Source organism: Halolamina sp. C58, from assembly GCF_051195095.1.
In the GTDB taxonomy this organism is placed as follows: Archaea; Halobacteriota; Halobacteria; order Halobacteriales; family Haloferacaceae; genus Halolamina.
On the sequence record NZ_JBNTJY010000001.1, the window covers coordinates 1748064 to 1765825 of the forward strand.

Consider the following 17762-nt stretch of genomic DNA (forward strand, 5'->3'; position numbering starts at 1 on the left):
CCATCTCACCACGGAGGGGGACGATGAGCGGAAGCCCGTACGCCCCCCACACGGATGCCGAGACGGCGGCGATGCTCGACGCCGTCGGCGTCGACGACGAGGCCGCCCTGTTCGACATCCCCGACCCCGTCGCGTTCGACGGCGAGTTCGGCATCGAACCCCGGAGCGAGCAGGCGCTCCGGCGGGAGCTCTCGGGGCTGCTCGATCGCAACGACGACCTGACCGAGTTCCTCGGGCGCGGCCACTACGAACACTACGTGCCGAGCGTGGTCGACAGCCTCTCGCAGCGCTCGGAGTTCCTCACCTCCTACACGCAGTACCAGCCCGAGATCACGCAGGGGTTCCTGCAGGCGCTGTTCGAGTACCAGTCGATGCTCGTGGAGCTGACGGGGCTGGGGATCGCGAACTGTTCGATGTACGACGCTGCGACCGCGCTGGGCGAGGCCGCGCTGCTCGCGGACCGCGTGCGCAGCGCCGACGGCGAGGTCGTACTCGTGCCCGAGACGCTCCGGGAGGGGAAGCGTTCGGTGCTCGCGAACTACGTCGACGGCGCGGAGCTGCGGATCGAGAGCTACCCGATCGAGAACGGGACCGCCGACGTGGACGCGCTGGCCGACGTGGCCGGCGACGAGACGCTGTTCGTCTACGCCGAGACGCCGACCGTCCGGGGCTGCATCGAGCCCAGCCTCGCGACGATCGGCGAGATCGCCGACGAGGCGGGGGCCGTCTTCTGTCTCGGCTCGGATCCGGTGGCGCTGTCGATCCTCGAGGAGCCGGCGAGCGTCGGCGCCGACGTGGTCGTCGGCGAGGCCGGCGTGCTCGGCCTGCCCGCCGCCTACGGCATGGGACTCGGGCTGTTCGCCTGCAAGGAGGAGTTCCTCCGACAGGTGCCCGGCCGGCTCGTCGGCGCCAGCGAGGACGCCGACGGGACGCGGGCGTACACCCTCACGCTCCAGACCCGCGAACAACACATCCGGAAACAGCGCGCCACCTCGAACATCTGCACCAATCAGGCGTGGGTCGCGCTCCGGGCGGCGATGCACGCCGCGTATCTGGGCGCCGACGGGCTCGTCGACCTCGCGGAGGACTGCGTGACGCTCGCCCGCGATCTCGCGGCGGACATCGACGAGATCACCGGCCTACGCGCACCGGTCGACGACCGCCACCACTTCCGTGAGTTCGTCGTGGGAACCGATCAGCCCGCACAGGCGGTCGCGAACGATCTCGAAGAGGAGGGGTTCGCGGTCCACGTGGTCGGCGACCACCGCCTGCAGGTGTGTATCACCGACGCGAACGCCCACGCGGCGGACGATCTCGTCGCGGCGTTCGAGGAGGTGGCGGCATGAGCGGCAACGGACCGGACGGACGCGAGCCCGGGCGAACGTACGACCAAGCCACGTATGCGGTGAGCGACGAGGAGAACGAGCCGCTGCTGAGCGAGAAGCGCAGCGACACCGTCGAACCCGGCGACGCGCTGCCGGACGATCTAACGCGGGACGAACTCACGCTGCCCAACCCCGAGGAGCCCGAGGTCGCGCGACACTACACCCGGCTCTCCCAGATGAACTGGAGCATCGAGTCCGGCCCCTACCCGCTGGGCTCGTGTACGATGAAGTACAACCCCCCAGTGACCGAGGACGTGGCCGCCGACCCGAACGCGGCGGTGCACCCCGATCGATCGGACTCGTCGATCCAAGGGACGCTCGGCCTGCTCGCGGGGCTGCAGGACTACCTCGCCCGCATCGGCGGAATGGACGCCGTGACCCTCCAGCCGCCCGCCGGCGCGGCAGGCGAGTTCACCGGGATCGCCATCGCCCGGGCGTACCACCGCGCCAACGGCGAGGACCGCAGCGAGGTGCTGATCCCGAGTTCCGCCCACGGGACGAACTTCGCGACGGCGGCGCTTGCGGGCTACGACGTGGTCGAACTCCCCTCCGGGGACGACGGTCGCGTCGACATGGAGGCGTTGGAGGCCGCAGTCTCGGAGGACACGGCGGCGCTGATGCTCACCAACCCCAACACGGTGGGGCTGTTCGAGCGCGACATCGAGGAGATCGCGGACGTGGTCCACGACGCCGGCGGCCTGCTGTACTACGACGGCGCGAACCTCAACGCCCTGCTCGGCCGCGCGCGGCCCGGGGACATGGGGTTCGACATCATGCACTACAACGTCCACAAGACGTTCGCGACGCCCCACGGCGGCGGCGGGCCGGGTGCCGGCCCGGTCGGCGTCACCGAGGAGTTGGAGCCGTACCTCCCGAACCCCCGCGTCGCGGAGACCGACTCGGGCTACGAGCTGGTCGAGACCGACGAAGCGATCGAGCGCGTCCACGGGTTCCAGGGGAACTGGCTCGTGCTCGTGAAGGCGTACGCCTACATCGCCCGGTTGGGTGACGCGGGGCTGCGCGACGCGAGCGCGAAGTCGGTGCTGAACGCGAACTACCTCGCCGAGCAGATCGATCTCGAGGTGCCGTACGAGCCGTTCCACCACGAGTTCGCGGCGACGGCGGGCGACGCCGAGGCCGCCGACGTGGCCAAACGGATGCTCGACTTCGGCGTCCACCCGCCGACGACGAACTGGCCGGAGATGGTGCCGGAGGCGATGCTGACCGAGCCGACGGAGATCGAGAGCAAGCAGTCGCTGGACGATCTCGCGGCGGCGTTCGACGCCGCGCTGGGGTCGACCGACGAGGAGCGCCACGACGCGCCGAGCCGGACGACCGCGACGCGGATCGACCAGACGAGCGCCGCGCGGAACCCGCGGCTCTCGTGGCAGGCGCTGGACGAGGAGTAGCGAATCGAGAAACCGCGGTCCGCGTTATGCGGGCTGCTGGGTGCTGATCCCGTTGATCTCGATGAAGCCGTAGTTGCAGTCCTCACACTGCCACTTCGTCTTCTTCCCGAGGTGGAGGTTCATCGACGCGGTCTTCCAGAACGTCCGTGTTCCCCCGCACTCCGGGCACTCGTGTTCGGCTTCGAGGCTCATGGCTGTGGAGTTCGGTCGTGGGCGTGTTGAAGATGTCGTTTCTTCCATCGACGCCGTGAGTACGGTCGGATTGGTCGGTTCGAGGGGTGAGTACGTGACTGCGACCGCGACAGCAACGGTATCTCGCTCGTTGGCACATGGAACAGCGACCGCGACAGCGACAGCAGCTCGTTCGTAGACCACTTGTGACCGCAGTGCGCCGAACACGAGGTTCGGCACAGCCCCGAGTCCCCACCCCTCCCCCCGCGATCGGCGGCGATCGCCGATCGCGAGGCGTCCACCGCGACCGCACCGCGGTCGCTGTCGGCGCGAAGCGCTCGCGCCTCCGTGCGCGAGCCGAGCGCGAGGGATGAGCGAGTGAGCGAAGCGAACGAGCGAATCGGCTGGGGAGGTTCGAGGGCTGTGCCAGGCGGTGCGGTCGCAAGTAGTCAGACTCCGAGATGCTGTCGCTGTTCGCGGTCGAAACACCGAAATCTCGGTCGCGTTCAGAGTCATCGCCCCCACTTCGACGTCGATCACGGAAAACCGAACACCGTCGTAACAAGCTACTTCCCCCACCCAGCCCAACCACCGTCCATGTCCGTCACGCTGTACGCACTGGACGGCTGCCCGTGGTGTGAGAAAGCCCACGACGCCCTCGAAGACGCCGGCGTCGAGTACGACACGGTCTGGGTCGACGCGCTCCACTCCGAGCGCGACGAGGTCGCCCGCGTGAGCAATCAGCGCGCGGTGCCCGTCCTCGTCGACGAGGACCACGGCGTCACCATGGCCGAGAGCGCGAACATCGTCGAGTACGTGGAGAAGACCCTCGCGTGACCGTCTACACCGGCCGCGGCGACGAGGGGCAGACCGACCTCGGCAACGCCGAACGCGTCTCGAAGACCAGCCACCGCATCGAAGCCTACGGCACCGTCGACGAGGCCAACGCGCTCGTCGGCCGCGTGCGCCCGACGGAGTACGACGACGTGGACGAGCAGCTCAAGGGGGTCCAGAACTGCCTCCACGTCGTGCAGGCGGAGTTCGCCAATCCCGACACGGGCGAGGACGATCCCCAGATCGGCCCCGAGGACGTCGAGCAGCTGGAGGACTGGATCGACGAGGCCGACGAGGAACTGGAGCCGCTCACCTCGTTCATCCTCCCCGGCGGCGGCGACGCCGGCGCGCGCCTCCACCAGGCCCGCGCGGTCACCCGTCGCGCCGAGCGACGCGCGGTCGCGCTCGCGGAGCAGGACGACGAAGAGGTCAACGCCGAGGCGATCACCTATCTCAACCGCCTCTCGGACTACCTGTTCACCGCCGCACGGCTCGTGAACCAGCGCGACGGGGTGCCCGAGGAATCGCCGACGTACTGAGTCGGCCTCAAGGCTTTTCGACCTCGGTCGCACAACACTAGATATGGCCGACCACTTCCAAGACGCGCGCTACTACATGGGTCGTGCGGTCGACCACGCGAAAGCGGGTATCGTGGAGGAGTTGGAGTCGCTGGAGGAGCGCGTTCGAGAACTGACGGGGACGGAAGAAGCGCCCGAGCCCGGCCGGCTGGAGAAGCTCCAGGCCGACCTGAAGGAGCTCGAGGGGCGCGCCTCCGGCGAGGCCCGCGAAGCAGTCGAAAACGCCCGGGAGCGCGTGACCGCCTACCGCGAGCAGCGCGAGGAGTGAGACAGTACGCTTAAGTCCGCCCTCGGCGTTGTTCGTGGTGAAGGGTCGGTGGTCTAGTCCGGTTATGACGGCTCCTTCACACGGAGCAGGCCCCAAGTTCAAATCTTGGCCGACCCACTTTCTCGGCTCGATCGTCGATCGACGAGCGTCGCGTCTCTTCGACAGCCTGTCGTCGGCGAACGGTCACGGCGGGTGGCCGAAATCGGGACACTCTCGCCGCCCCGCCGTCACCCCCCGAGGTAGAGCTGCCCGACCTCGGGGTTGTCCAGCAGCGCGTCGGCGTCGTCCTCGAACCGCACGGTCCCCTGATCGAGGACGTAGCCGCGGTCGGAGATGTCCAGCCCCTCGACGGCGTTCTGTTCGACCATCAGGATCGCCGTCCCGAGCTCGTTGACGGTCTGGACGTTCTGGAACACGTCTTGGACGATGTTCGGCGCGAGCCCGGCCGACGGCTCGTCGATGAGCAGGACGTCCGGCTCGGTCATCAGCGCGCGAGCGAACGCCAGCACCTGCCGCTGGCCGCCCGAGAGCGTGCTGGCCTTCGCCCGCCGCTTGTCGTCGAGGATGTCGAAGCGGTCGTACAGTTCGTCCATCGTCTCCTCGAGGCCGCTCTCGCGGGACACGCCGCCCATGCGGAGGTTCTCGTCGATCGTCATCGAGCCGAACACGTTGTCGACCTGCGGGACGTACCCCATCCCCTTCCGGACGAGATCCGGGGGCTCGGCCCCGGAGATCTCCTCGCCGCGGAACCGAACGGAGCCCTCCCACGGCGTCAGCAGCCCGAACACCGTCTTCAGGACGGTGGACTTCCCCGCGCCGTTCGGGCCGACGAGGCAGACGATCTCCTCCGACTGGAGATGCATCGAGAGGTCGTCGAGCACCTGCACGTCGCCGTAGCCGGCGTCGACGGAGTCGACCTCGAGGACGCGATCAGACATCGCCACCACCCCCGAGGTACGCCTCGACGACGCGGTCGTCGCTGCGCACCTGGTCCGGGCTGCCCTCCATCAGGACGGCACCCTGGTTGAGCACCACGATCGGATCCGCGAGATCCATGATGAACCCCATGTCGTGCTCGATGATGAGGAACGTGATCCCGTCGTCGTTCAGCTCCTCGATGATGTCGGCGAGCTTGTTCGCGAGCGTCGGGTTCACCCCCGCGACCGGCTCGTCCAGCAGCAGCAGGTCCGGCTCCGCGAGCATCGCCCGCGCGAGCTCCACCAGCTTCAGCTGCCCGCCCGAGATGTCGGTCGCGGGCTGGCCGGCGAGGTGGTCGATCTCGAAGCGCTCCAGCAGCTCCTCGGCGCGTTCGAGGTTCCGGCGCTCCTCTTCGGCGACCGCGCCGGGCTGGGTGAACAGCGGGATGAACGACTCCCCGAGCTGGTTCTGCGGCCCCACGAGCATCGCCTCCCGGACGGTCATCCCCTCCAGCTTCCGGGGGGTCTGGAACGTCCGGACGAGGCCGTGCTCGGTCACTTCGTGGGGCTCCATCCCCGTCGTCTCCGTGCCGTTGACGACGACGGAACCCCCGTCGGGCTCGTAGAACCCCGACACGAGGTTGAAGAACGTCGACTTCCCCGCGCCGTTCGGCCCGATCATCCCCGTGATGGTGCCGCGCTCGACTGCCATCGTCACGTCGTCGGTGGCCGTGAGGCCGCCGAAGGACTTCCGGAGGTTCTCGGTGCGGAGCACGGGCTCACTCATCGGTCCCACCTCTGCGAGCACCCGGCCAGATGAGTTCGTCCCGGGGCGGCAACACGCCCTGTGGCCGGAACCGCATCACCAGGATGATCAGCAGGCCGACGGCGAACAGCCGCCACGACGCGCTGACACCGAAGGAGCGCGTCCCCTCGATGATGGCGACGATGACGACGCCGCCGAACAGCGCGCCGCGGTTGGAGCCGCTGCCGCCGAGGATCACCGCGATCCACGCGTAGAACGTGTAGATCGGGTCGAAGATGCCGGGCGTGAGGAAGTAGTTCGAGTACGCGTAGTAGACGCCGGCGAACATCGCGACGACGCTGCCGAGCACGAACGCCTGCATCCGGAACGCGTACGTGTTCTTCCCGAGCGCCTCCGCGAGGTCCTCGTCGCTGCGGATCGTCCGCAGCACGCGCCCCCACGGCGAGCGGTGGACCCGCCGCAACACGAGGTAGGCGACGAGCACGAAGCTCCCGACGATGAGCGCGTTCAGCAGCCCGTTCCAGAACTGGAAGCCGAGCGTGTAGATCCCCAAGTCGACGGTGCCGATGTCCCGCGGGAGCGTCTCCAAGACGGGCACCCCCTCGAAGAACAGCGGGATGCCGCCGACGCCGCTGGTCCCGCCGGTCCAGTTCTCCTGGTTCCGGAACACCAGCCGGACGACCTCCGCGAGGCCGAGGCTGGCGATGGCGAGGTAGTCCTCGCGCAGGCTCAGCGTCGGGATCGCGATCGCGAGCGCGAGCAGGACCGTGACGACGATCGCGACGAACAGCCCCACGATGGGCGGCACCGCGTCGGTGATCGGCGAGCCGGTCGCCGACAGCAACACGGGAACGTACGCGCCGAGGCCGAAGAACGCGGCGACGCTGAAGTTGATCAGGCCCGCGTACCCCCACTGGACGTTCAGCCCGAGGCTGAGCAGGCCGTACATCGCGGCCAGCGACACCAGGAAGAGGAGGTACGACGGCGAGACGAGGCCGACCAGCGTGCCGCCGAGCAGGGCGAGCGCCGCCGCCGCGAGCACGGCGTTGGTCGCCCGCTCGATCTGGGCCTGTCTCGTGTCCTCGCTCTCCTCGAAGGCGGAGCGTGTCTCGTCGGCCATCTACGTCACCTCCTCCCCGGCGATGCCGGTCGGGCGCACGAGCAGCACGAGCACCATGATGACGAACGCGATGGCGTTTGCGTACGCCGGCTCGATGGGGATGCCCACGTCGGTCAGCACCGGCGTCAGGCGGTTCACCATCCCGATGACGAAGCCGCCGAGCATCGCGCCGTAGACGCTACCGATGCCGCCGAGGATGACGGCCGCGAACACGACGAGCAGGAGGTTGAACCCCATCCGGGGGCTGAGCTGATTGTACAGCCCGAGGAACACGCCGCCGGCGCCCGCGAGGCCGGCGCCGATGACCCACATCGACGTGATGACGCGTTCGGTGCGGATGCCCGACACCTTCGCGAGCTCCTCGTTGTCGGCGGTCGCGCGCATCGTCCGCCCGAGTGTCGTGTACTGGAGCACGACGTGGAGCGCGGTGACGAGCGTGGCCGAGACGAGCACGATCGCCACCTCGTGTTCGGTGAGCGTGATGCCCGTGAGATCTTCGAGCCACGGGATCGGTCGGAGGGTGGCGATGTCGTACTCGTACGTGCCCGTCCCGAACCGGAGCTGGACGAGCGCCCGGTAGACGAACGCCACGCCGATGCTCGTGATGAGCAGGCCGATCGAGTCCGCGTCCAGCGGTTCGTAGATCAGGTAGTGCGTGGCGACGGCGACGACGGCCGCGACGGCGATCCCGGCCAACAGCGCCGCGTAGAACCCCATCGGGAGCGCGAACAGCGTCGGGCCCGCGGTGCCGACGGCGCCCAGCGTGACGAGGCCGGCGTACGCGCCGACGGTCATCGTGTCGCCGTGGGCGAAGTTCGCGAAGTTCCCGATGGAGTAGACGAGCGACAGCCCGATCCCCCCGAGCACGATTATCGCCGAGAACACGACGCCGTTCGCGACGTAGTTCAACAGCTGTGGGAGGTAGCTGCCGCTCTGCTGTGCGACTGCCGACGCGAGCACGCCGGCGGCGGAGAGACTGCCCATCATTGGCGCATCGGGTTACTCGCCCGTGATGAACCCCGTCGACTCGTACTCGTGGTCCTGCACCGTGAGGATCTGGAGGTACGCCACGGGGTCGCCGTTCTCGTCGAAGTCGATCGGGCCGCTGACGCCCTGATAGTCCACGTCGCTGGCGCTCCCGCCGTCGGCGAGGATCTCGCTCGCGGCCTCGAAGGAGGTCACCTGTTCGCCCTCGGGGCGGGTGACGTCCCGGACCACGTCGTTCAGCGCCGCGCCGGTGAACTCGTCGGCGGCCTGGATCGACAGCGCGGCCGTCACCACGCAGTCGTAGGCGTACGCCGCCCACACGGTGGGCTCACGGTCGTACTCCGCCTCGAACTCGGAGGCGAACGACTGGTAGTTCTCCTGGTCGACCGGCGCCGACGGCAGGACGACCTTCATCCCCTCGAGGCTCCCCTCGGGGGTGTTGTCGAGCACGTCCGACCCCTGCACGGAGTCGGCGCCGTACCACGTCGCCTGATCCTCGACGCCGCTGCTGTACGCCTCCTGCGTCATCGTCGTGAACTCCGGCTGGTAGGTGATGAACAGCCACGCGTCGGCGTCCGTGTTCGCCATCTGACTGACGACGCTGCTGTAGGAGGACTGCCCCTGATCGTGGGAGGAGTCGTAGAGGATCTCCCCGTCGTAGGCGTTCCGGAACGCCTGCGTGATCCCCGAGCCGTAGTCGTTGTTCACGTACGTCAGCGCGACCGACTCGTTGCCGTCCTCGCTGATCAGGTCCGCGAGCGCGGAGGACTGCGTGCGGCCGGTCGGCGACATCCGGAGCAGGCCCGGGAAATCCGAGAGCGCGGGGCTCGTGGAGTTCTGGGAGAGCTGAACCACGTCCGTCCCCTCGATCACGCTCTGGTAGATCGCGATCGAGACGCCCGACCCGACCGCGCCGATGAGGAACGGGACGCCCTGCTGATTGACGAGCTGCTGGGCGGCGCTGACCCCGGTGGACTGCTGACTCTGGGAGTCCTGAACGCTGATCGAGAGCTCCCTGCCCCCGATGCCGACGTCGTTGACGTGCGACAGCGCGAGATCGCGGCCGCGTTGGTTGCGCTCCCCGAACGCGGACAGCGAGCCGGTCTGGGAGTCAACCATCCCGATCTCGTAGGGGCCGCCACCGCCGCCGCCGAGGTCGACACAGCCCGCCGTCGCTGCGATTCCGGCGACGCCGGTCGCGCGGAGCACGTCTCGCCTACTTAGATGTTTGGTATCGTCTACCATATTGACACGCTTAGGTGGGGGTGCCTCGCATATACCCCTTGCCCCTCCGGGAGTGTGCTGTGTGAGACGGCGGGCCGTCTCGATCGGGGGTCGCGCGGCGGCGTCGCGTCCCGGGGTTCAGTCGTGTCCGAACGCCGCCGACACGGCCGAAGCTATATTTCGTTGCGAACCGACGAGTGGCGTATGTCCCTCCATGGTCCACGCGTACCGCCCTCCGACCCCCGCCCGTCGACGGGGGTGGCTCGATGACGCTGTCCGCCCTCGAGAACGTGGACGACGCCCTCGACGCCACGCGGTCGTTCCTCTGGCCGTTCGATCTCGGGCGCTGGCTCAAGCTCGCGTTCGTGGTGTTCTTCCTCGGCGGCACCGGCGCGGTCAACCCCGTCCAGTTCGGCGGGGGAAGCCCCCCGAGCGGGACGCCGAACGAGCCCGGCCAGCTACCCAGCTACTCAGAGATCGTCAACGCGCTCACCCCGACCGAGTGGGCGATCGTCGGCGCGATCGTGGGGGCGATACTGCTGCTCGGCCTGATTTTGGGCTTGGTCGGCGCGGTGATGGAGTTCGTGTTCGTCGAGTCGCTGCGCCGCGAGCGCGTCTCGATCCGTGAGTACTGGAGCGACCGCTGGCGGCAGGGCGTGCGGCTGTTCGGCTTCCGGCTGGTCGTCGGCCTGCTCTCGCTCGCGATCGCCGGCGGCGCGATCGTGGCCGCGCTCTGGCCGCTGGTCACCGGCGGACAGTTCTCGGTGGCCGTGCTCCTAGCCGCGATCGGCGTCGCGCTCGTCGTCGCGATGGTCAGCGGGCTGCTCACCGGCTTCACGACGCAGTTCGTCGTCCCGGTGATGGTGGCCGAGGACCGAAGCGTCCTCGGGGCGTGGAAGCGGTTCTGGCCCACGATGGTCGGGGAGTGGAAGGAGTACCTCGCGTACGCCGTCCTGCGGATCGTGCTCTCGATCGCGGTCGGGATCCTCACCGGCGTCGTCACCGGGGTCGGCCTGCTGGTGCTCGCGATCCCGCTGGTCGTCCTCGGGATCGCCGGCGGCGTACTCCTCTCGGTGTCGGAGATCGTCGGCGGCGCGGTGCTGGTCTTCGTCGTCGTGCTGTTCGTCGTCGCGACCATCGTCCTCTCGCTACTGGTCGCCGTCCCGGTCCAGACGTACCTGCGCTACTACGCGCTGCTCGTGCTGGGCGACACCGAGGACGCGTTCGACCTCGTGGCAGAACGGCGTCGGGCGATCCGAGAGTAGCGACTGCCCGCGGCCGTGGCGGCAACGGTAAGGGGACGGCCCGTAAACCCCGGCGTATGTACGACCGCATCCTGGTCGGCGTCGACGGTAGCGAGGAGTCCGAGCGTGCGGCGCGGTACGCCCTCGAACTCGCGTCGCGCGTCGACGCGTCGGTGACCGCGCTCCACGTCGTCGAGGAGAGCGCGCTCGACCTCGCCGCGGGGTCGGGCGAGGAGACCGAACTCCGGCGGGAACGGGCCGCCGTACTGGCGGGGATCGAGAAGATCGCCGACGAGGTCGGCCACCCCGTCGACGACGAACTCGCCGAGGGCGACCCCGCGACGCGGCTGACCGACCACGCGGCCGACGCCGACCTCGTGGTCGTCGGCCGGCAGGGGCTCTCGGGCGTGAAACGGCGGCTGCTCGGCGGCGTGACCGAGCAGGTGCTCCACCACAGCGAGACGCCGGTGCTCGTCGTCCCCGACGCCGCCGAGTCGTTCGCGGCCGACCGCCTGCTCCTGCCGACCGACGGGAGCGAGAACGCCGAGCTGGCGCTGCCCCACGCCGCCGAACTCGCCCGGATCGACGGCGGGACCGTCGACGTGCTGAACGTCGTCGACCTCACCGACGCCGGCGGGGCGTTCGACGCCGGCGGCCTCCAGCCCGAGTTCGTCGAGCGCCTGGAGGAGCGCGGCGAGGAGGCCGTCCGGCAGGTGGCCGACGCGCTCGAAGCCGAGTACGCCGGGGTCAGCGTCCGAACTGCCGTCGAGAAGACCAGTACGACGGGCGCCGCCGCGGAGATCGAGGCGTACGTCGAGGAACACGCCGTCGATACGGTCGTGATGGGCTCCCACGGCCGCGGGAACGTGAAGCGGACGCTGCTCGGCAGCGTCGCGTCGAAGGTGCTCCGGAGCGTCGACGTGCCGGTGCTCGTGGCGGTCCGGGGCGGGCGCTGAGGACTACGCGACGCCCGTGATCTCGAAGCGGGCGCCGCCGTCGTCGCTCGCGGTCAGCGAGACCGTCCAGCCGTGGGCGTCGGCGACGCTCCGGACGATGTTCAGTCCGAACCCCGTCCCCTCGCTGTTGGTGGAGTAGCCGGGGTCGAACACCGCTTCGCGATCGCTCTCGGGGACACCGGGGCCGTCGTCGGCGACGAAGAAGCCGTCCGGGAGCGCGCCCACCGTCACCGTGCAGTCGGGACCGGCGTGTTCCACGCTGTTCCGGAACAGGTTCTCGAACAGCTGGCGGAGCTGGTCCCGGTCGGCCTCGACACGGCCGTCCGCGTCGACGGCCAGCGAGGCCTCACCGGTTTCCACGGTGGCCCACGCCTCGCGGGCGATCGACTCGAGCCCGACGGGCTCGAACTCCATGGCGTCTGCCCCCTCCTGTGCGATCGCGAGCAGGTCGTCGATCAGCGTCCCCATCCGGTCGAGCGCGCCGCGGATGTCCGCGATATGCTCGCTGTCGACCTCCTCGGCGAGCAGTTCGAGCCGCCCCTGTGCGACCTGCAGGGGGTTCCGCAGGTCGTGGCTCACGACGCTGGAGAACTCCTCCAACCGCTCGTTCTTGCGGAGCAGCTCCTCCTCGCGGGCCTTGCGTTCGGTGATGTCCCGGTCGATCGCGACGAAGCGGTCCTCGCCGTTCACGGTCAGCCGGATCAGGTGAATCTCGACGGGGAACGTCGAGCCGTCGGCGCGTTCGAGACGCCCCTCGAACCGCCGCGGAGTGTCGATCGGGAGCTCCTGCCAGAACGACCGCGCGCGCTCGGGGTCGGCGGTCGCGTCGACGTCCCAGACCGACATGTCGACGAGCGCCTCGCGCTCGTAGCCCAGCTCCTCGCAAGCCCGGCGGTTCACGTCGAGGATGTCGCCGTCCGCGTCGTGGACGACGACGATGTCCGGCGAGAGCTCGAACAGCGCCTCGACCCGTTCGCCCCGGCTGATCTCCTGAACGATACAGACGTGGCCGCCGTCGTCCATCTGTGTCAGCACGAGCCGTTCCGGGACGCGCTCGCCGTCGCTCGTGATCCCCGTCGAGATCCCCCGCCACGACCCCTCGCGTTCGAGCTCGGGCAGGATCTCCTCGCGGAACCGTTCGGCCTCGTCGTCGGGGTAGAGCAGTCCCCAGTGCTCGCCGATCAGCTCGGTCCGGTCCCGGTCGTACACCGCGGCGTACGCCTCGTTGACGTATCGGTAGACGCCGTCCTCGTCGATGATCCCGATCCCCTCCTCGGCGGACTCGAGCGCGCGGTACCCCTGCCGGAGCTCCTGTTCGGCCCGGTGTTTCTCGACGAGGTTCGCCACGGCGTTGGCGAGCACCGAGTACGTCTCCGGCCCGCCTTTCTGGAGGTACTCGTCGACGCCGGCGGAGATGGCGCGGCTGGCGATCTCCTCGCTGCCCTTGCTCGTGAACAGGACGAACGGGATCTCGATCCCCGCGCCGCGGACGCGCTCCAGCAGTTCGAGCCCCGACAGCGGCGGCATGTCGAAGTCGCTCACGATGCAGTCGAACTGTTCCGCCCGGAGCGTCGGGACCGCCGCCGCAGGGTCGGTCAGCGTCGTCGTCCGAGCGTTCGCCAGCTCCCGTTCGAGGAACGTCGCCGTCATCTCGGCCACCTGCTCGTCGTCGTCGACCACGAGCACGTCCACGCGGCGATCGCCCGCATCGAGGGGAACCAGCTCGCTCAGCGGGGCCGTCGGCATGGAGCGGTGTCCGACCCCGGGCGTTAAATCCCCTTCCCTGTCGACACCAGTCCGTCGCGCCGTCACCAGCAGAAATTTCACGCGAGACGACCGATATCTACGGGAATGGCGCATCGCGAGCTCCCCGCCTCCCCCGACGAGTTCTACCGCGCGCTGGTGGACAACGCCGCCGAGGGGATGCTGACCATCGACGGCGAGAGCCGGATCGTCTACGCGAACCCGGCGATCGAGGGGATACTCGGCTACACCCCCGAGGAGCTGGTCGGGAGCTCGAAGATGAAGATCATCCCCGAGCGGCTCCGCCCGGTTCACGCCGCGGCGCTCGAGGCGTACGTCGAGACCGGGGAGCGCCACGTCGACTGGGACGGGATCGAACTCCCGGCACTGCACAAGGAGGGCCACGAGGTGCCCGTGCTGATCAGCCTCCGGGAGCACGAGTTCGACGGCGAGCAGTACTTCACCGGCATCCTCCGCGACATCAGCGAGCGCCGCGAGCGGGAGGCGGAGCTGCGGGCACAGCGCGACCGGCTCGACCAGTTCGCCGAGATTCTCGCCCACGACATCCGGAACCCGCTCTCGGTCGCGACGGGGTACACCGAGATCGCGAGCGAGCAGTACGACAGCGAGGAGCTCGATCGCGTCGGGGAGGCGCTCGACCGGATCGAGAAGCTGGTCGACGACGTGCTGGCGCTGTCGAAGGAGGGGGAGGAGATCGGCGACACCGAACGGGTCGACCTCGATGCCGCGGTCCGGGAGGCGTGGCGGAGCGTCGAGTCCGGCCGGTCGACACTCGAGATCGAGGGCGAACTCGGAACCGTCGAGGCGGACCGGAGCCGGCTCGACGAACTGCTGGGGAACCTGTTCCGGAACAGCGTGGAACACGGCTCCGCGAGCAGTCGGGCAGCGCCCGACGACTCGGTCGAGCACGGCACGACCGACGACGGCTGTGCGATCACTGTCGGCCCGCTGACCGACGGGTTCTACGTCGCCGACGACGGTCCCGGAATCCCCGAGTCGACCCGGGAGGAGATCTTCGAGTACGGCTACACGACCCGGGAGGCCGGCACGGGGTACGGGCTCTCGATCGTGCGTCGGATCGTCGACGCCCACGACTGGACGGTGACCGCGGTCGAGAGCGCGACCGGGGGCGCGCGTTTCGAGATCACCGGAATCGACTCGCTGGAGCGGTGACCCCGACTTTCTTGCACGCGCCAGCGAACCACCGGCCATGCGCCGCGTCTGCTGGCAGTGTGGAAGCCGAACCGACGACGAGCGCCGGGTCCGGTGTGACTGCGGCGAACCGCGCTGGCTCGACGCCGACCCCGGGGCGGTGCCCGACGGCTGGCCCGCACACGTCGAGTCGATGTGGGACGTCCTGCCGCTGCTCGGGGTCGACGCCCCCGAACCGCCGGCGGGGCTGCCGACCGCGGCCGGCGGCACGCCGCTGCTGCGTTCCGCGTCGCTCGACACCGACGGCGTGGGCGTGTACGTCAAACACGAGGGGCTGAACCCCACCGGGAGCTTCAAGGACCGCGGAACGGCGTTCGGCGTCGCCGCCATGCGCGAACGCGGCGAAACCCGGGTCGGCACCGTCTCCCACGGCAACATGGCCGAGAGCGTCGCCGCCCACGCCGCCGACGCGGGGATGGACTGCACCGTGCTCGTCCCCGCGGACATCGCCGACGAGCGGCTGGCCGCGATCGCGCGCTACGGCCCGCGGCTGGTGCGCGTCGACGGCGACTACGGGCGGCTCTACTACGAGGCGCTCGACGCGGGTCGGGACGCCGGCGTGCGGTTCCTGAACAGCGACGCCCCGTGGCGGGTCGCCGGGCAGGCGACGACGGCGCTGGAGGTGCTGGCGCAGTTCCGGCGACGCGGAGACGTGAACTTGAACTTCTCCGGTGCTGGCCGACAGTCGCCGACACCCGACGCGCTCGTGCTCCCGGTCAGCAGCGGCGGTCACGCCAGCGGCGCGTGGCAGGCGGTCCGGACGCTGACCGCCGCGGGGCTGCTCGACTCGCCGCCGAAGCTCTGCTTCGTGCAGGCGGCCGCGTGTGCGCCCATCGCCGAGGCGTTCGCGCGCGGCGACGACACCGTCACCCCCGTCGAGGGCGGCGAGACGGTCGCATACTCCATCGCCAACGCCGACCCGCCGAGCGGGACCCGGGCGCTGGCGGCGGCGCGAGCGACCGACGGCGCGGTCGTCGCCGTCGACGACGACGCGATCGAGCGGGCGGGCGAGCGGTTCGCGGACGCGGGGCTGGCGGTCGAGCCCGCCTCCGCGACGACGCTGGCCGCGCTCTCACGCCTTCGAGAGCGCGATGTGCTGGCCGACGGCGACACGGCCGCACTGGTGGCGACCGGGCGCGGGTTCGGCGGCGCCGGTGGCGGGGCCGAAACCGACCGCGTCGAACTGTCGGCGCTGGGGTTGCTGTTCGAGTGAGGATCCGGCCGACTCGAAGGGGGTCGGCGTCGGTCCGGAGCCGGGGTCGGCCCGGAGTCGCCCCACCACCTTTGTAAGGGGGGGTCGAACGGAGGGTCATGAGTCTGATCGCCGAACTCCGGATCTCCGGCGAGCCGTTCGCACTGAGTCGGGCGCTCAGTGCGGCCCCCGGGATGCGTGCCGAGACCGAGTACAGCGTCTCCGCCCCGGTCGGTCCCGTCGTGTTCCTCTGGGGGTGGGGCGGGGAGTTCGAGGCGTTCGAGTCGGCGCTGCCCGAGGACCCCACGGTACGGGAGTTCGAGCTGATCGAGGACGGCGGCGACCGGCGACTGTACGAGGTCGTCCTCGACGACACCGCCGACCTCATCGACCCGGGCGTGTTACACCGACAGACCAGCGCCTCCCAGCTCCGGATGGTGACGGGGGCGAACTACGCGATCGTCACGGAGCGGCTGCCCGATCACGAGTCGCTGGCGGCGTACATCGCACACTGTCGCGAGCACGGCTACGAGGTGGAACTGCTCCGGGCGTACCCCGCCGACGACGACCACGGGCGGTACGACCTCTCGACGAAACAGGTCGAGGCGCTCTGTGCGGCGCTGGAGGCGGGCTACTTCGAGACGCCCCGCGGGACCGACCTCGGAACGCTGGCCGAGGAGTTCGACATCTCCGAACAGGCGCTCTCCGAGCGCCTCCGCCGCGGCGTCGCCGCCGTGTTGGAGTCGACGGTCGGCGAGCTCGGAGGACAGGATCGACCGTACGACGCCGCCCGAATCGACGCGTCGGGGGCGCCGTCGGAGTGAACTATCACAGAGTATTTATAAAACCCGGACCACACAAGCCAAAGGACTACCCCGAATCGCGTTGAACAGTTACGTGTCCACCGGCGCCTTCACGCCGGATGGGCTGCCTCTGACATTGGGGTGTGACCCCCTTCCCGTCCACCCCTTTTCCTTCGCCCCATAACCTTAGTAACAGGCCGCCGAAGCGGGGGCCGTGAGCCTCATCGCCGAACTCCGTCTGGCCGACGCACAGCTGGTGCTGCGGCCGTCGCTGGAGGCGGCGCCCGGGATGACCCTGAAACGGGAGTGGGCGACTGCCGCCGACCGCACCGCCGACCCCATGCTGTTCGTGTGGGCCTCGGGCGGCGACTTCGAGGCGTTCGAGGCGGCGCTTCCGGAGGATCCAACGATCGGCGAACACGAGTGTATCGACGACCGCGGCGACCGACGGCTCTACCGAGTGACGGTCAACCGTGAGGTCACCACCAACCCCACCCCGATCGACCGGGAGACCGGCGCCTCGCGGCTCTCGATCGAGACGACCGTCGACGGGGCGGTGCTCGAGGTGCGGCTCCCGAACCGGGAGGCGCTGAGCGAGTACATCAGCCGCCTCCGGGAGAGCGGGTTCACCGTCGATCTCCTGCGGGCCCACGACGCCGACGACGGCGGTGGCAGCGAGTACGGGCTCTCCGAGAAACAGACTGAGGCGCTCCGGGAGGCGCTGCACGCCGGCTACTACGAAGTGCCCCGCGAGACCGACCTCGGAACGCTGGCCGAGGAGTTCGACATCTCCGAACAGGCGCTCTCCGAGCGCCTCCGCCGCGGCGTCTCCTCGGTGCTCGCGGCGACGGTCGGCGAACCGACGGAGCCGCGGGTCGGCATCGAGGCGGAAACGTCGGCCGCGGTCGGCGGGGCGGCCGACGACGAGTAGC

At 69.6% G+C, this 17762-nt stretch carries 18 protein-coding genes and 1 tRNA gene; 12 read left to right on the plus strand and 7 right to left on the minus strand.

All coding sequences use genetic code 11. The features are described 5' to 3' along the window. Positions 1-23: 23 nt before the first annotated feature. Together gcvPA and gcvPB are read left to right on the plus strand one after the other, a co-directional pair. A complete protein-coding gene (gcvPA, locus tag ACQUSM_RS09180) occupies positions 24-1346 on the plus strand; it encodes an aminomethyl-transferring glycine dehydrogenase subunit GcvPA (RefSeq protein WP_435117957.1) in 1323 nt (440 codons plus the stop codon). Further along, positions 1343-2794: an aminomethyl-transferring glycine dehydrogenase subunit GcvPB gene (gcvPB, locus tag ACQUSM_RS09185; RefSeq protein ID WP_435117959.1), complete on the plus strand. Its 1452-nt coding sequence runs from the start codon at positions 1343-1345 to the stop codon at positions 2792-2794. The genes gcvPA and gcvPB overlap by 4 nt, the downstream gene beginning before the upstream one ends. A gap of 24 nt (positions 2795-2818) precedes the next feature. Here the strand turns inward: gcvPB and ACQUSM_RS09190 are convergent, their stop codons facing one another. Further along, the gene (locus ACQUSM_RS09190) at positions 2819-2986 is read right to left on the minus strand and encodes a hypothetical protein (protein WP_435117961.1); all 168 of its coding nucleotides are present in this window, start codon (positions 2984-2986) and stop codon (positions 2819-2821) included. A gap of 576 nt (positions 2987-3562) precedes the next feature. Here ACQUSM_RS09190 and ACQUSM_RS09195 point away from each other — a divergent pair. The 4 genes from ACQUSM_RS09195 to ACQUSM_RS09210 all read left to right on the plus strand — a co-directional run bounded on the left by ACQUSM_RS09195 (position 3563) and on the right by ACQUSM_RS09210 (position 4762). Beyond that, the gene (locus ACQUSM_RS09195; protein ID WP_435117963.1) at positions 3563-3802 is read left to right on the plus strand and encodes a glutaredoxin family protein; all 240 of its coding nucleotides are present in this window, start codon (positions 3563-3565) and stop codon (positions 3800-3802) included. Beyond that, positions 3799-4338 (plus strand): cob(I)yrinic acid a,c-diamide adenosyltransferase, encoded by a 540-nt coding sequence (locus ACQUSM_RS09200; RefSeq protein WP_435117965.1) that lies wholly within the window; start codon positions 3799-3801, stop codon positions 4336-4338. Before ACQUSM_RS09195 ends, ACQUSM_RS09200 begins: the two co-directional genes overlap by 4 nt. A gap of 43 nt (positions 4339-4381) precedes the next feature. Continuing rightward, the gene (locus ACQUSM_RS09205; RefSeq protein WP_435117967.1) at positions 4382-4645 is read left to right on the plus strand and encodes a DUF7553 family protein; all 264 of its coding nucleotides are present in this window, start codon (positions 4382-4384) and stop codon (positions 4643-4645) included. Positions 4646-4687: 42 nt separating this feature from the next. Then, a tRNA-Val gene (locus ACQUSM_RS09210) sits at positions 4688-4762 on the plus strand. A gap of 110 nt (positions 4763-4872) precedes the next feature. On the opposite strand, the gene ACQUSM_RS09215 is transcribed toward ACQUSM_RS09210, so the two are convergent. Genes ACQUSM_RS09215 through ACQUSM_RS09235 form a run of 5 tightly spaced genes read right to left on the minus strand, consistent with a single transcriptional unit; the run spans position 4873 to position 9680 of the window. After that, positions 4873-5583, minus strand: coding sequence for an ABC transporter ATP-binding protein (locus tag ACQUSM_RS09215; protein ID WP_435117969.1), 711 nt, complete (start codon positions 5581-5583; stop codon positions 4873-4875). Further along, on the minus strand, positions 5576-6349 hold the full coding sequence (locus tag ACQUSM_RS09220; RefSeq protein WP_435117971.1) for an ABC transporter ATP-binding protein: 774 nt from the start codon (positions 6347-6349) through the stop codon (positions 5576-5578). The genes ACQUSM_RS09215 and ACQUSM_RS09220 overlap by 8 nt, the downstream gene beginning before the upstream one ends. Beyond that, positions 6342-7448, minus strand: a complete 1107-nt coding sequence (locus ACQUSM_RS09225; protein ID WP_435117973.1) for a branched-chain amino acid ABC transporter permease — start codon at positions 7446-7448, stop codon at positions 6342-6344. Before ACQUSM_RS09225 ends, ACQUSM_RS09220 begins: the two co-directional genes overlap by 8 nt. After that, the gene (locus ACQUSM_RS09230) at positions 7449-8435 is read right to left on the minus strand and encodes a branched-chain amino acid ABC transporter permease (protein WP_435117975.1); all 987 of its coding nucleotides are present in this window, start codon (positions 8433-8435) and stop codon (positions 7449-7451) included. Positions 8436-8447: 12 nt separating this feature from the next. Then, positions 8448-9680 (minus strand): ABC transporter substrate-binding protein, encoded by a 1233-nt coding sequence (locus ACQUSM_RS09235; RefSeq protein ID WP_435117977.1) that lies wholly within the window; start codon positions 9678-9680, stop codon positions 8448-8450. A 245-nt stretch (positions 9681-9925) separates the two neighbouring features. Here ACQUSM_RS09235 and ACQUSM_RS09240 point away from each other — a divergent pair, with 245 nt between their 5' ends. Continuing rightward, positions 9926-10924, plus strand: coding sequence for a DUF7544 domain-containing protein (locus tag ACQUSM_RS09240; protein ID WP_435117979.1), 999 nt, complete (start codon positions 9926-9928; stop codon positions 10922-10924). A 56-nt stretch (positions 10925-10980) separates the two neighbouring features. Further along, complete coding sequence (locus ACQUSM_RS09245; RefSeq protein ID WP_435117981.1) at positions 10981-11859, plus strand: universal stress protein; 879 nt, start codon at positions 10981-10983, stop codon at positions 11857-11859. Positions 11860-11862: 3 nt separating this feature from the next. Here ACQUSM_RS09245 and ACQUSM_RS09250 read toward each other — a convergent pair whose 3' ends face one another. Continuing rightward, positions 11863-13605, minus strand: coding sequence for a PAS domain S-box protein (locus ACQUSM_RS09250; protein ID WP_435117983.1), 1743 nt, complete (start codon positions 13603-13605; stop codon positions 11863-11865). A gap of 105 nt (positions 13606-13710) precedes the next feature. Here ACQUSM_RS09250 and ACQUSM_RS09255 point away from each other — a divergent pair, with 105 nt between their 5' ends. From ACQUSM_RS09255 to ACQUSM_RS09270, 4 genes are all read left to right on the plus strand, one after another. Then, positions 13711-14796, plus strand: coding sequence for a two-component system sensor histidine kinase NtrB (locus ACQUSM_RS09255; protein ID WP_435117985.1), 1086 nt, complete (start codon positions 13711-13713; stop codon positions 14794-14796). A 37-nt stretch (positions 14797-14833) separates the two neighbouring features. Then, the gene (locus tag ACQUSM_RS09260) at positions 14834-16048 is read left to right on the plus strand and encodes a threonine synthase (protein WP_435117988.1); all 1215 of its coding nucleotides are present in this window, start codon (positions 14834-14836) and stop codon (positions 16046-16048) included. 98 nt (positions 16049-16146) lie between these two features. Then, positions 16147-16851, plus strand: a complete 705-nt coding sequence (locus tag ACQUSM_RS09265) for a helix-turn-helix domain-containing protein (protein ID WP_435117990.1) — start codon at positions 16147-16149, stop codon at positions 16849-16851. A 193-nt stretch (positions 16852-17044) separates the two neighbouring features. Next, the gene (locus ACQUSM_RS09270) at positions 17045-17761 is read left to right on the plus strand and encodes a helix-turn-helix domain-containing protein (protein WP_435117992.1); all 717 of its coding nucleotides are present in this window, start codon (positions 17045-17047) and stop codon (positions 17759-17761) included. Position 17762 lies beyond the last annotated feature (1 nt).

What these genes read in the sequence shown, in the direction of transcription:
- ACQUSM_RS09235 (WP_435117977.1), bottom strand. Translation starts at nt 9,680, where the DNA reads ATGGTAGACGATACCAAACATCTAAGTAGGCGAGACGTGCTCCGCGCG.
- ACQUSM_RS09190 (WP_435117961.1), bottom strand. Translation starts at nt 2,986, where the DNA reads ATGAGCCTCGAAGCCGAACACGAGTGCCCGGAGTGCGGGGGAACACGG.
- ACQUSM_RS09215 (WP_435117969.1), bottom strand. Translation starts at nt 5,583, where the DNA reads ATGTCTGATCGCGTCCTCGAGGTCGACTCCGTCGACGCCGGCTACGGC.
- ACQUSM_RS09250 (WP_435117983.1), bottom strand. Translation starts at nt 13,605, where the DNA reads ATGCCGACGGCCCCGCTGAGCGAGCTGGTTCCCCTCGATGCGGGCGAT.
- ACQUSM_RS09245 (WP_435117981.1), top strand. Translation starts at nt 10,981, where the DNA reads ATGTACGACCGCATCCTGGTCGGCGTCGACGGTAGCGAGGAGTCCGAG.
- ACQUSM_RS09240 (WP_435117979.1), top strand. Translation starts at nt 9,926, where the DNA reads ATGACGCTGTCCGCCCTCGAGAACGTGGACGACGCCCTCGACGCCACG.
- ACQUSM_RS09205 (WP_435117967.1), top strand. Translation starts at nt 4,382, where the DNA reads ATGGCCGACCACTTCCAAGACGCGCGCTACTACATGGGTCGTGCGGTC.
- ACQUSM_RS09225 (WP_435117973.1), bottom strand. Translation starts at nt 7,448, where the DNA reads ATGGCCGACGAGACACGCTCCGCCTTCGAGGAGAGCGAGGACACGAGA.
- ACQUSM_RS09230 (WP_435117975.1), bottom strand. Translation starts at nt 8,435, where the DNA reads ATGATGGGCAGTCTCTCCGCCGCCGGCGTGCTCGCGTCGGCAGTCGCA.
- ACQUSM_RS09220 (WP_435117971.1), bottom strand. Translation starts at nt 6,349, where the DNA reads ATGAGTGAGCCCGTGCTCCGCACCGAGAACCTCCGGAAGTCCTTCGGC.
- gcvPA (WP_435117957.1), top strand. Translation starts at nt 24, where the DNA reads ATGAGCGGAAGCCCGTACGCCCCCCACACGGATGCCGAGACGGCGGCG.
- ACQUSM_RS09260 (WP_435117988.1), top strand. Translation starts at nt 14,834, where the DNA reads ATGCGCCGCGTCTGCTGGCAGTGTGGAAGCCGAACCGACGACGAGCGC.
- ACQUSM_RS09255 (WP_435117985.1), top strand. Translation starts at nt 13,711, where the DNA reads ATGGCGCATCGCGAGCTCCCCGCCTCCCCCGACGAGTTCTACCGCGCG.
- ACQUSM_RS09195 (WP_435117963.1), top strand. Translation starts at nt 3,563, where the DNA reads ATGTCCGTCACGCTGTACGCACTGGACGGCTGCCCGTGGTGTGAGAAA.
- ACQUSM_RS09265 (WP_435117990.1), top strand. Translation starts at nt 16,147, where the DNA reads ATGAGTCTGATCGCCGAACTCCGGATCTCCGGCGAGCCGTTCGCACTG.
- gcvPB (WP_435117959.1), top strand. Translation starts at nt 1,343, where the DNA reads ATGAGCGGCAACGGACCGGACGGACGCGAGCCCGGGCGAACGTACGAC.